Below are 12,468 nucleotides of genomic sequence, written 5' to 3'. Positions count from 1 at the left end.
ACGCTCGGGCCCTTTCTTCCGCAGAGGAGGGAAGGGCAGGAGAACGAACACAAGAACCTGAAGAGTGCCATGATGACACAGAACGCCGAACACATCCTCGACCACTCTGAGCTTTTCCGGGGAGACGAATACCAGCAGATGCTGGCCAATAAGAAGGCGCTATTTGAGAATCCGCACGATCCCGCCGAAGTCGACCGTATCGGAGAATGGTCCAAGACGCCCGAATACCGCGAGAAGAACTTCGCCCGCGAGGCGCTAACCGTCAATCCGGCGAAGGCTTGCCAGCCGCTAGGTGCGGTCTTCGCCGCGCTCGGGTTCGAGCGCACACTGCCGTTCGTCCACGGCTCCCAGGGTTGCGTCGCGTATTATCGCAGCCATTTGTCGCGGCACTTCAAGGAGCCGACTTCGTGCGTCTCCTCGTCCATGACGGAAGACGCGGCTGTGTTCGGGGGGCTCAACAACCTGACCGACGGGCTTGCCAACAGCTACAACATGTACAAGCCGAAGATGATCGCGGTCGCCACGACCTGCATGGCGGAAGTCATTGGCGACGACCTCAACGCCTTCATCAAAACATCAAAGGAAAAAGGTTCAGTCCCCGCGGACTACGACGTACCATTCGCTCACACTCCTGCATTCGTCGGTAGTCACATTACGGGCTACGACAACGCGCTCAAGGGCATCCTCGAGCATTTCTGGGATGGCAAAGCCGGCACGGCGCCTAAACTCCAGCGCAAGGCGAACAACTGGATCAACTTCATCGGTGGCTTCGACGGCTACACTGTCGGAAACATCCGTGAGATAAAGCGCATCTTCGAGCTGATGGGGATCGGCTACACGATCCTCGCGGATAACAGTGATGTGTTCGATACCCCCACCGACGGCGAGTTCCGCATGTATGATGGCGGCACGACACTAAAGGATGCCGCGAACGCAGTCCATGCGAAGGCAACCATTTCCATGCAGCAATATTGTACGGAGAAGACGTTGCCCTTCATCAAGGGGCACGACCAGGAGGTCGTCTCCTTCAATCACCCTCTGGGTGTCAGCGCCACGGACGATTTCCTGATGACGCTGTCGCGTATCACCAACAAGGCAATTCCCAATGCGCTGGAGCGGGAGCGCGGGCGTCTGGTAGACGCAATGGCTGACTCTAGCGCGCATGTTCACGGCAAGAAGTTCGCGATCTACGGCGATCCCGACCTCTGCTATGGCCTTGCCGCATTCTTGCTGGAGCTTGGCGCTGAGCCGACGCACGTGCTCTCGACCAACGGAAGTAAGGGCTGGGAGCAGAAGATGCAGGCGCTGTTCGCGAGCTCGCCGTTCGGTAGAAACTGCCGCGCCTTCCCGGGCAAGGATCTCTGGCACATGCGTTCGCTCCTGTTCACAGAACCAGTCGATTTCCTGATCGGTAACACCTACGGCAAGTATCTCGAGCGTGACACCGGAACGCCGCTAATCCGCATCGGGTTTCCCATCTTCGATCGCCATCATCACCATCGTTATCCAGTGTGGGGCTATCAGGGTAGCATGAATGTGCTGGTCAAGATTCTCGACAAGATCTTTGATGAGATCGATAGAAAAACCAGCTCGGTTGGCAAGACAGACTACAGCTTCGACATCATACGTTGAGGCGAGCGCCCCGCCTCATCGTCCGCAGGAACAGCGGCGCTGTGGCGGGGATCCCGGGTTTTCCGCCGGGCCATCCTCTTGGTCTGTGCGAATGTCTTGACATCCCCGAAAGAGACACCATGACTTCGCTTCCCAGGACCATACAGGACGTCTTTAACGAACCGGGCTGCGCCAGGAATGCGAGCAAGTCGAACGTCGAGCGCAAGAATGGATGCACCAAGCAGCTGAAGCCGGGCGGCGTCGCCGGTGGGTGTGCCTTCGATGGCGCCAAAGTCGCACTGCAGCCCTTCACCGACGTCGCCCATCTTGTGCATGGTCCAATCGCCTGTGAGGGCAATTCTTGGGACAATCGCGGTTCCGCCTCCTCCGGCTCCGATCTTTGGCGCAGAAGCTTCACCACGGACATGAGCGAGACCGACATCGTGTTCGGCGGCGAGAAGCGGCTGTACAGGGCAGTCAAGGAGATCACAGAGAAATACGACCCGCAGGCCATCTTCGTCTACCAGACATGCGTGCCCGCAATGATCGGTGACGACATCGATGCGGTCTGCAAGGCAGCCTCCGCCAAACTTGGCAAACCGGTCATTCCCATCAATGCACCGGGATTTGTGGGGTCGAAGAACCTCGGCAACAAGCTCGCAGGCGAAGCACTGCTGGAGCACGTCATCGGTACCGGAGAGCCCGATTACACCACTGCGTATGACATCAACATCATCGGCGAATACAACCTGTCCGGCGAGCTCTGGCAGGTCAAGCCGCTGCTCGATGAGCTCGGAATCCGGATCCTGTCGTGCATCTCGGGGGACGGCAAGTATCGCGAGGTGGCTTATTCGCACCGAGCCAAAGCCGCGATGATGGTCTGCTCAAAGGCAATGATCAACGTCGCACGCAAGATGAGGCAGCGCTACGGCATCCCGTTTTTTGAAGGCTCTTTCTACGGTATTGAGGATTCCAGCGATTCACTACGCCAGATCGCGCGCATGCTGATCGAACGCGGCGCGCCGGCCGAGCTGATGGAACGCACGCAAGCCCTGATCGCACGCGAAGAGACCAAAGCCTGGGCTGCGATTGAACGTTTCAAGCCACGCTTTGCCGCAAAGAGGGTTGTTCTCATCACCGGTGGCGTGAAATCCTGGTCGATGGTGTCCGCTTTGCAAGAGGCCGGGCTCGAGATCGTCGGCACGTCCGTGAAGAAATCGACCAAGAAGGACAAGGAACGTATCAAGGAGTTAATGGGCCAGCACGCCCACATGATCGAGGACATGTCGCCTCGCGAGATCTACAAGATGCTAAAGGACGCAAAAGCCGACATCATGCTCTCCGGCGGCAAGTCGCAATTCGTCGCACTAAAGGCGGCGATGCCGTGGCTCGATATCAACCAGGAGCGCTGCCACGCCTATATGGGCTATATCGGGATTGTCAAGCTCATAGAGGAGATCGAGAAAGCGCTCTACAATCCGATATGGGATCAGCTCCGCCAAGCCGCGCCATGGGATGAGTTCGACCGAAAGCGTCAGGCAAGGACGGTTGCGCAGATGTATGCGCAAGCCGCTGATCCAGTTCGAGACGCGAGCAAGAACGGCGTCAATACGATAAGTCTCTCGAATGAAAATGAGGCCAGCGGTGGCGAGAGCGCGATTGCGGCGCATGGCCTGAACCTCGCCAAGCCATGCACCAATTCCACCGCACGGTGCGTTGCTTGTAAGGACATTCGTTCCGATTTGCAGCCCCCTGCGCTGCAGGCGGCGGAGTAGGGGAGCGGCATGGCGGTCGTCACTACCTCGAAGAAAGCCTGTTCGGTCAATCCGCTCAAAATGAGCCAGCCGATCGGCGGCTCATTTGCCTTCCTGGGACTGCGCGGCGCGATGCCGCTTTTGCACGGTCCGCAAGGTTGCACCTCCTTCGGGCTAACGCTGTTCGTGCGCCATTTCAATGAAGCCGTGCCGATGCAGACGACGGCCATGAGCGAGGTTGCCACCGTGCTCGGTGGCCACGAGAATCTCGAACAGGCGATCCTCAACATCTACAATCGGCTCGAGCCTGAGATCATTGGTATCAATTCGACTGGCGTCACCGAGACCAACGGCGATGACGTCGAAGCCTTCATCCGGTTGATCCGACAGAAGCATCCGAAGCTCGAAAAGCTCCCCCTTGTCTACGTCTCCACCCCGGATTTCAAGGATGCCTTTCAGGATGGCTGGGGCAAGACAGTGGCGCGGATGATCGAGATGCTTGTGGCTCCCGTCGACACGGCGAGACCGCGCGATATCTCCCGCGTCAACGTGCTACCTGGATGCCACCTCACGCCCGGCGATCTCGACGAGCTGCGCACGATTTTTGAGGATTTTGGGCTCAAGCCCTCGTTCCTGCCGGACGTCGCCGGTTCGCTGGACGGTCACATCCCCGACGAATTCACGCCCACCACGATCGGGGGCATTGGAGTGGACGAGATTGTGACCATGGGGCAGGTGGCCTGGACGATCGCGATCGGCGCGCAGATGCGCCGTGCGGCCGAGGCCATGCAGGTGCGGACAGGCGCGCCGTTCCGCCTGTTCGAGCGGCTCTGTGGCCTTATCCCAAATGACGAATTCATCGCCTTCCTGAGCCAGATCAGCGGCCGGTCGGTGCCCTGGAAATATCGCCGGCAGCGTGGACAGCTGGCAGACGCCATGCTGGATGCACATTTCCATATCGGCGGCCGCAAGCTCGCGATCGGCGCCGAGCCGGACTTATTATTCGATCTCTCCAGCTTGCTCCACGAGATGGGCGCACAGGTAAGTGCTGCGGTGACGACGACGAACTCACCGGTGCTCCAGCGGGTCAGGACCGAGGACGTCCTGATCGGCGATCTGGAGGACCTTGAAGAGCTTGCCAGGTCGCGTGACTGCGACCTCTTGATGTCGCATTCACATGGTCGCCAGGCCGCTTCGCGACTCAATGTCCCGTTCTTCCGGGTAGGCTTTCCGATGTTCGATCGCCTTGGCGCTGCGCACCTCACGATGGTTGGCTATCGCGGCACGCGCGATCTGATCTTTGACATCGCCAATCTGATCATCACGGACCGCGAAGCGAACCATGGGCCGACGCCCGACACCTGGCGATCAAGCTGCGGCGGCCCACAGGTCCATCCACCCCAGTTGCATTGAGCAGGGAGAGAAAACAACCCGGATGAAAGTTGCATTCGCCACTCAGGACTTGAAGCACGTCGATGCCCACTTCGGCTGGGCCAAGAACATCGTGATCTACGAGGTCGGCCCGGACGGGCATCGGTTTATCGAGGCGATCCAATTCGACGGTGACCTCACCGAAGACGGCAATGAGGATAAGCTCGCGCCGAAGATCGAGGCGATCAGGGAGTGCGCAATCCTCTATGTTGCGGCGATTGGCGGCTCGGGTGCTGCGCGAGTCGTCGCCAGGAACATCCATCCGATGAAGGTGCTGCAGCCAGAGCCCATCCACGACCTTTGCGTCAAACTCGAAACCGTGCTGAAGGGGTCGCCGCCGCCCTGGCTGCGGAAGCTGCTCACCAAAAGCCGGGAACGTACGGTGGATTTCGAAGCCTGAAGGAATAAAGATGGCCGATCCGTCTGAAGTCACTCCAGCCGCCGCCGCCGCGGAATGGCCATTTCTGAAAGAGCTCATCAAGATCTGGCGCGCCCAGGACACCCACGGCGCCTGGGAGGGCAAAAAGGATCTTGAACTACTCGAACCCTACGTTCTCGACAATGGCAAGCGCCGTGCGCTGCCGATCGTCGGCAATCCCGACCCGGACACGACATGGCGGCTGGAGCTGTTCTTCGACGCCGTTGCGCTCTCTATCGAGAAGGCAACCGGTGTGATGATCTCGCCAATGCTGAAGATGCATCACGAAGGGTTCGGTCGGATCGTGCTGATCGGCGGCCGGCTCGTTGTCGTGAGCAAGCAGCTGCGCGACGTGCATCGCTTTGGTTTCGACCATCTCTCTGATCTCGCCAATCAAGGCGACAAATTCGTCAACAGTGGCGTTGAGATGATCCGTAAGTTCCCGGAAGTGGCGAGTTGTTGAGGCAAGTGTGAGCGATATCGAAACTCTGAAAGCGGAAATAAAGAAGCTGTCGGCCAAGGCGACGCAGGCCAAGATGGACCTCCACGACCTCTCCGAGGAGCTGCCGGTCAACTGGTCGTCGATCCTGAGCGTGGCCCAGAAGGCCCACGCTGCCTTCAGCGAGCTCGAAAGCAAGCGCCAATATCTCGAGGCGCTGGACAAAACATAGCGGACGGTTAGCCATGTCATTCAGGACCCGCGACGGTCGCAATTGGAGGCCGGACTACCTGGTTTCTATCGATCCCAACAAGTGTATCGGCTGCGGCCGCTGCTACAAGATCTGCGGCCGTGAGGTCATGACGCTGAAGGGGCTAAGCGAGGGTGGCGAGATCATCGATCTCGATGAGGACGACGATGAGCTCGAAAAGAAGGTCATGGTGCTGAAGGACGAAGGCGCTTGCATCGGCTGCAGCGCCTGCGCCCGGGTGTGCCCAACAAACTGTCAGACCCACACACCACCTGGTTGATTCAGCTTTCTCCGACGAGATCGACGAGTGAGTTGTCAGATACAAGCTGGTAGGGAACTCCCAGATCCGACCTGTTCTGGCGTGAAGCCGGCAGTTGCCGAATCGGGCCGCGACCTCGCATGGACCGCCGGCGGCGAAGGCCAGCAGGATCGTGAAAACGACAATGCCGACACCTCGTTGAAGAGTGACTCGCCCTGCATCTCGACCTCGAGACTTTCAGGTGCCTTTACATTTTGAGCGTACCCATGACCGCTACCGGATCGGTCAGGCTGATGAGGCCGCCAGACACGAGCGCCAAAGACAGCGGCAGCGACTAACCAAGGAGACCAGCGGGCTGCCAGAATAGAAAGCCAAGGATAAACGTCGACGTGATCGTGGCGAAGGTAGCAAGCTCGATTCGGGGTACGGCGCGGCTTACCAACGTTGCGAGATCGACGTGGAGCGCTCCCTCGAAGAGCAAGAATGCTAACAGTCCCGGACATCGCGACGGACCTGAAGTCGATCTGGAGCACTGTCTTTGTTAGCGCTTCGAGCAGATGCGTGGCGACGGCAGAGATCCCGCGTTTGCCTGACGCTTCTGGCTCGTTTGCAAGGTTCGCGATAGTGATGACGAAACAGTAGATCAGCATACCGTAAGCCCTGTGCAAAAAAGCGGGCTTCGTGCCCCAAACCTTCATTGGGAACGCGTGTGCGCGAATCTCATTATGGCCTGCCTGCAACAGCAGTCCACTTGCGAGAGGCCGCATATATTCCAGCAACTGGAATCGTCATTCAGGAGAACTGATAAAGAAGGTGTCGCCAGTCTGGCGTCTGACGACTATCCGACACTGTTCTGTCGCCTTTGTTGGTCCGCGACACTGGCCTAGTTCGCGAGCTCTTGTCTGGCCTCAGGCTAATCCGCTGAAAGCAATCACAATCTTTTCCTTCTGCCGGGTCGGCCAAATTGGCACGAGTTTTGAAGCTCCTTCGTTGCGAGCCGGGAGCCGCCGACCGACCTTCATTTCGTGGATGACACCGCGATCGATGGAACGAAGAAAGAAAAGCAAAATGTCAAATCCGCATCAGACAGCATTCTATGGGCAGGGGGCCTCGGCGAAATCGCCCCGATGTTCTCAGCAGTTTGCCCGAGCGCCTGGCGCGCGCCGGTCGGATCAGCCAGCCAACAGGTAAGGAAGATGGACGTGCAAGAAACCACGGCAGCATGCCGGGACGCCTTCGCCGAACTGGCGTCGTCAGCGCGCACCCACGACCCGTATCCGTTTATGCGGTGGTTGCGCGAGCACGATCCGGTGCATCGCGCGGCGTCGGGCCTCTTTCTATTGAGCCGCCACGCCGATATTTACTGGGCGCTCAAGGCCACGGGCGATGCGTTTCGGGCACCGGCGCCGGGCGAACTGGCGCGCTATTTTCCGCGTGCGGCGACCAGCCGGTCACTCAATCTGCTGGCGTCTACAATAGCGATGAAGGACCCACCGGCGCATACGCGTCTGCGCCGGCTGATCTCGCGCGATTTCACCATGCGCCAGATCGAAAACCTGCGGCCGAGCATCGCGCGCCTCGTCGCAGCGCGCCTGGACGGCATGGCGCCCGCGCTGGAGCGCGGGGAGCCGGTGGACCTGCATCGGGAATTCGCGCTGGCCTTGCCCATGCTGGTCTTGGCCGAACTGTTCGGCATGCCCCAGGACGACATGTTCGGGCTCGCCGCCGTCATCGACCCCATTCTGAAAGGCCTGGGCCCGCACGCCAGCGACCCCCAGCTCGCCGCGGCGGACGCGGCCAGCGCCAGGGTGCAGGCCTACTTCGGGGACCTCATACAGCGTAAGCGCACCGATCCCCGCCACGACATCGTGTCGATGCTGGTCGGCGCACACGACGACGATGCCGACACGCTGTCGGATGCGGAGTTGATCAGCATGCTTTGGGGCATGCTGCTGGGCGGCTTCTCAACCACTGCTGCGACCATCGACCATGCGGTGTTGGCGATGCTGGCGTATCCCGAACAGCGGCATTGGCTTCAGGGAGACGCCGCGCGGGTGCAGGCATTCGTCGAAGAAGTCCTGCGCCGCGATTCGCCCGTCATGTTCAGCACCACTATGCGTATCGCCCAGCGCGACATCGAATTGGGCGGCGTGGTGATCCCGAAGAACGCGGACGTGCGCGTGCTGATCGCGGCCGGCAATCGCGACCCGGACGCCTTCGCCGATCCCGACCGCTTTGATCCCGCGCGGTTCTACGGCACCAGTCCCGGCATGTCGACGGACGGAAAGATCATGCTGAGCTTCGGCCACGGCATCCGCTTCTGCGTCGGTGCGCAACTGGCTAGGGTGCAGTTGGCGGAGAGCCTGCCGCGGATCCAGGCGCGCTTCCCCACGCTGGCATTGGCCGAGCCGCCGACCCGGGAGCCCTCCGAGTTCCTTAGGACGTTCCGCGCGCTGCCGGTGCGGCTGCGTGGGCAGGGGGGCTGAGATGCGCGTCGTGGTCGACCAGGATCTGTGCGCAACCACCGGCCAGTGCGTGCTGACGCTGCCGGACGCCTTTCGCCAGCGCGAACCGGACGGCGTGGCCGAAGTGTGCGTGGCGACGGTCCCGCAGGCGCTGCACGCCGCCGTGCGGCTCGCGGCCAGCCAATGCCCAGTGGCCGCCATTCGGGTCATCGAAAGCGACGTTGGCGATGACGAGCGCGCCAGCGCCGACCCTGCGCCTTCTCCGGGGGAGGCCGAGCTGCATGCCGCGAAAGAACAACGCAATCCAGGAGGACACGATGGCGCGGTTTGAAGGCAAGGTGGCCGTGGTGACCGGCGCTGGCGCCGGCATCGGCAAGGCAGCGCCCTCGCCATCGCGCGCGAGGGCGGCAGAGTGGTGGTGGCCCACATTGATGGCTCGGCGGGCATCGCCTGCACCGCGCAGATCGCGGCCGAAGCGGGCCACGCGGCTGGCCGTGGCCATGGACATCGCGGACGCGCAGTCGGTGGCAGCGCTGCGCGAGACGGCGGAGCGGCACTTCGGTGGGGTTGACCTGCTGGTGAACGACGCGAGCGACATGCATCTGACCCCGCGCCACTGCGCGATTCTCGACCTGGCCCTGACCGTCTCGGATGAGACCATGGCGACCAATCTGCGCGGCACGCTGCTCTGCTGCCCGCAGGCCATGTCGCTCGCGGCGGTGGCGCGATCGTCAACATGTGGTCGTGGCAGGGGCTCAGCGCTGACCCCGCGCAGACGTCCTACGCCGCGTCGAAGGCGGCGATGAAAATGCTTTGGGCCTCGCTCGCCACCCAGTACGGTCATGCGCAGATCCGCTGGAACGCGATTGCGCCGGGTCTCGTCATGACCGAGCGTCTCCTCGCCAAGCTGGACGAGTGCATGCAACGGCATCTGCGGCGGCACCAGCTCCTGCCGCGCGTCGGCTGCGCCGAGGGACGTGGCCGCGCTGGTGGCATTCCTGCTCTACGACGATGCTGCGTTCATCACCGGCCGGGTCGTGTGCATCGACGGCGGCATGCTGGCGCATGTGCCGACGTACGCCGAGCGTGGCAACAGCCGCGCCGCGCGGCCTGCCGGCACACCGCCGAAGCGGCCGCGGCGCCGCGCTGCTGACGGACATGCTGCTCAACCCGCTGGACCGTCGGCACCGGCTGCGGCACGACATCCCGGTCGTGCCCGGCGCTTTCCCCCTGGTGGGGCATCTTCCCGCCATCGTCTGCGACCTGCCGCGCCTGCTGCGGCGCGCGGAAGGGATGCTGGGCAGCCACTTCTGGCTGGATTTCGGCCCTGCCGGACACATGATGACATGCGTGGATCCGGATGCGTTCGCACTGCTCCGGCACAAGGACGTGTCCTCGGCGCTGATCGAAGAGATCGCGCCCGAATTGCTTGGCGGAACGTTGGTTACCCAGGACGGCGGCGCGCACCGGCAGGCGCGCGATGCGATCAAGGCGGCGTTCCTGCCCAAGGGGCTGACCCAGGCCGGCATCGGCGACCTGTTCGTGCCCGTCATCCGAGCGCGGGTGCAGGCGTGGCGCGACCGCGGCGACGTAACTATCCTGCGCGAAACCGGCGACCTGATGCTCAAGCTGATCTTCAGCCTCTTGGGAATCCCCGCGCATGACCTGCCGGAATGGCATCGCAAGTACCGGCAACTGGTGCACTTGATCGTCGCGCCCCCGGTCGACCTGCCCGGACTGCCCCTGCGGCGCGGCCGCGCCGCCCGCGACTGGATCGACGCGCAGTTGCGCCAATTCGTCCGCGACGTGCGCGCGCATGCCGCGCGCACGGGGTTGATCAACGACCTGGTGAGCGCCTTCGATCGCAGCGATGATGGGATGTCCGATGACGTCCTGGTCGCCAATATCCGATTGCTGCTGCTTGCCGGTCACGACACCACTGCCTCGACGATGGCCTGGATGGTGATCGAGCTGGCGCGGCAGCCTGTGCTGTGGGACGCCCTGGTCGAGGAGGCGCAACGCGTGGGCGCGGTGCCGACCCGGCACGCGGACCTGGCGCAGTGTCCGGTCGCCGAGGCGCTGTTCCGCGAGACGCTGCGCGTGCATCCGACGGCCACGCTCCTGCCGCGTCGCGCGCTGCAGGAATTGCAACTCGGCCAACGGCGCATTCCCGCGGGCACCCATCTGTGCATCCCGCTGCTCCATTTCTCGACCTCGGCGCTGCTGCACGACGCGCCTGATCAGTTCCGCCCGGCGCGGTGGCTGCAACGCACGGAGCCGATCCAGCCGCTGGACATGCTGCAGTTCGGTACCGGCCCACACGTCTGCATCGGCTACCACTTGGTATGGCTGGAACTGGTGCAGTTCTGCATCGCCTTGGCGCTGACCATGCACAAGGCCGGGGTGCGGCCGCGGTTGCTCAGCGGCGTCGAAAAAGGCCGGCGCTATTACCCAACCGCACATCCGTCCATGACAATCCGCATCGGCTTCTCATGAGCTGGCATCGCATCCCCGTGTGGCGAGGCAGCGGCGCCGGCGACGGGCGGCATTGCTGCACTGGGCGCGTGCGCTCGGTGCGACGCCGGCAACACCGCGGCGGCTCGGCGCTCGCCGTGGCCGTGTCAGGTACAAGGACATGAACAACATGCAGACCGGTTCTACGCTACACGACGACCGAACTGGCGTTTCCGCGCTCGGCGGATTGGGCGCGCAGGTGCGCGGCGCATCCGGCAGGCTGCTGCCGGAGATCTGGATGCAGGACGGCGCAAAGCGGGTCGAACAGGCGTTGGCGCGTCTTCTCTGCGCCGAAGACGATGGTGAGGCCGAGCTGATGGCGGCGATGCGCTACGCCACCTTGAATGGCGGGAAGCGCACCCGCGCCTTGCTCTGTCTGGCTGCCGGCGCACTGGCCGACACGCCGGCGCACATGCTTGACGACATCGGCGCCGCCATCGAGATGATGCATGCCTGTACCCTGGTCCACGACGACCTGCCCGCGATGGACGACGACGTGCTTCGCCGCGGCCTTCCAACCGTGCACGTCAAGTTCGGCGAAGCCACTGCGATCCTGGTCGGCGATGCGCTGCAGGCGCACGCCTTCCTGACCCTGGCGAGCCTGGATGTGCCGGGCGACAACCGTATCGCGCTCGTGCGCGAACTGGCGCAGGCGGTCTCCGCCGAGGGTGCCGCAGGCGGGCAGGCCATGGATCTCTCGCTGGTCGGAAAGCACGTCGAGCTGGACAGGATCGTGGCGATGCACCGGATGAAGAGCGGAGCGCTAGTGCGCGCGTCCGTTCGCATGGGCGCGCTATGCACCATTGCCGAAGATGCCGTGCACGCTGCGCTGTACTGTGCGCTCGATCGCTACACGGCCTGTTTCGGCCTGGCATTGCAGGTGGTCGACGACATTCTCGACGCGACAGCTGATACCGCGACGCTGGGCAAGACCCCCGGCAAGGACGCGGCGGCGCTGAAGCCGACCTGCGCGTCGATCATGGGGCTGCAGGCAGCGCGCCAGTTCGCGCTGGATTTATTGCGCGACGCCGGAGAGGCCATCGCCCCACTGGGGCCGCGTGCGGAACGGTTGGCGCAGATGCTGCAGCGGGCCAACGCGTATCTGTTCAAGCACGCGCCATGCGCATGAGCGCGCCCGTCTGCGTGGAGTCGCCCCTGTGCCGCTGCGATCGGCGGGCGGGAGCGGTGCATGCTGCACTGTGTCCGAGTCCGCGGCGCCAATCGCAGCGGTTGCCCAGAACGGCCGCGGCGCGCTGCGCGCAAGCCTATGCGGCGGACCGGCGCCAGCATCGGCGCGTCGCCGCACCGGAGCAGGGCGACCGTCCGG

11 protein-coding genes and 1 pseudogene are annotated in these 12,468 nt (G+C 62.8%); all 12 read left to right on the top strand.

Annotated features, from left to right (window positions below; translation table 11 throughout):
• The first annotated feature begins 72 nt into the window (after window positions 1-72).
• The 12 genes and pseudogenes from nifK to IVB54_RS33830 all read left to right on the top strand — a co-directional run bounded on the left by nifK (window position 73) and on the right by IVB54_RS33830 (window position 12,270).
• Window positions 73-1,632, top strand: a complete 1,560-nt coding sequence (gene nifK / locus IVB54_RS33890; protein WP_247299153.1) for a nitrogenase molybdenum-iron protein subunit beta — start codon at window positions 73-75, stop codon at window positions 1,630-1,632.
• 119 nt (window positions 1,633-1,751) lie between these two features.
• Window positions 1,752-3,386, top strand: a complete 1,635-nt coding sequence (gene nifE, locus IVB54_RS33885; protein ID WP_247480500.1) for a nitrogenase iron-molybdenum cofactor biosynthesis protein NifE — start codon at window positions 1,752-1,754, stop codon at window positions 3,384-3,386.
• A gap of 9 nt (window positions 3,387-3,395) precedes the next feature.
• On the top strand, window positions 3,396-4,778 hold the full coding sequence (gene nifN, locus IVB54_RS33880) for a nitrogenase iron-molybdenum cofactor biosynthesis protein NifN (protein WP_247776922.1): 1,383 nt from the start codon (window positions 3,396-3,398) through the stop codon (window positions 4,776-4,778).
• 22 nt (window positions 4,779-4,800) lie between these two features.
• Window positions 4,801-5,196, top strand: coding sequence for a nitrogen fixation protein NifX (nifX, locus tag IVB54_RS33875; protein ID WP_247299065.1), 396 nt, complete (start codon window positions 4,801-4,803; stop codon window positions 5,194-5,196).
• Between the two features lie 10 nt (window positions 5,197-5,206).
• The gene (locus tag IVB54_RS33870; RefSeq protein ID WP_247776921.1) at window positions 5,207-5,677 is read left to right on the top strand and encodes a NifX-associated nitrogen fixation protein; all 471 of its coding nucleotides are present in this window, start codon (window positions 5,207-5,209) and stop codon (window positions 5,675-5,677) included.
• Between the two features lie 7 nt (window positions 5,678-5,684).
• Window positions 5,685-5,885, top strand: a complete 201-nt coding sequence (locus IVB54_RS33865) for a CCE_0567 family metalloprotein (RefSeq protein WP_018457678.1) — start codon at window positions 5,685-5,687, stop codon at window positions 5,883-5,885.
• A gap of 13 nt (window positions 5,886-5,898) precedes the next feature.
• On the top strand, window positions 5,899-6,183 hold the full coding sequence (gene fdxB / locus IVB54_RS33860; protein ID WP_018457679.1) for a ferredoxin III, nif-specific: 285 nt from the start codon (window positions 5,899-5,901) through the stop codon (window positions 6,181-6,183).
• Between the two features lie 1,175 nt (window positions 6,184-7,358).
• Window positions 7,359-8,648 carry a cytochrome P450 gene (locus tag IVB54_RS33855; RefSeq protein WP_247777563.1) on the top strand — a complete coding sequence of 430 codons (1,290 nt, stop codon included), beginning with the start codon at window positions 7,359-7,361 and terminating at the stop codon, window positions 8,646-8,648.
• Window position 8,649: 1 nt separating this feature from the next.
• Entirely contained in the window at window positions 8,650-8,958 is a 309-nt protein-coding gene (locus IVB54_RS33850; protein ID WP_247776920.1) for a ferredoxin, read from the top strand.
• A pseudogene (locus IVB54_RS41860) lies at window positions 8,945-9,780 on the top strand (SDR family oxidoreductase). Before IVB54_RS33850 ends, IVB54_RS41860 begins: the two are co-directional and overlap by 14 nt.
• A 5-nt stretch (window positions 9,781-9,785) precedes the next feature.
• Window positions 9,786-11,123: a cytochrome P450 gene (locus tag IVB54_RS33835; RefSeq protein ID WP_247776919.1), complete on the top strand. Its 1,338-nt coding sequence runs from the start codon at window positions 9,786-9,788 to the stop codon at window positions 11,121-11,123.
• 148 nt (window positions 11,124-11,271) lie between these two features.
• On the top strand, window positions 11,272-12,270 hold the full coding sequence (locus IVB54_RS33830; protein ID WP_247777562.1) for a polyprenyl synthetase family protein: 999 nt from the start codon (window positions 11,272-11,274) through the stop codon (window positions 12,268-12,270).
• The last annotated feature ends 198 nt before the right edge of the window (window positions 12,271-12,468 follow it).

The sequence above is a fragment of the Bradyrhizobium sp. CW1 genome, assembly GCF_023100665.1.
GTDB lineage: Bacteria > Pseudomonadota > Alphaproteobacteria > Rhizobiales > Xanthobacteraceae > Bradyrhizobium > Bradyrhizobium canariense_D.
The sequence above is the reverse complement of the archived record's forward strand: the minus strand, read 5'-3'. Positions and strand labels throughout refer to the sequence as shown.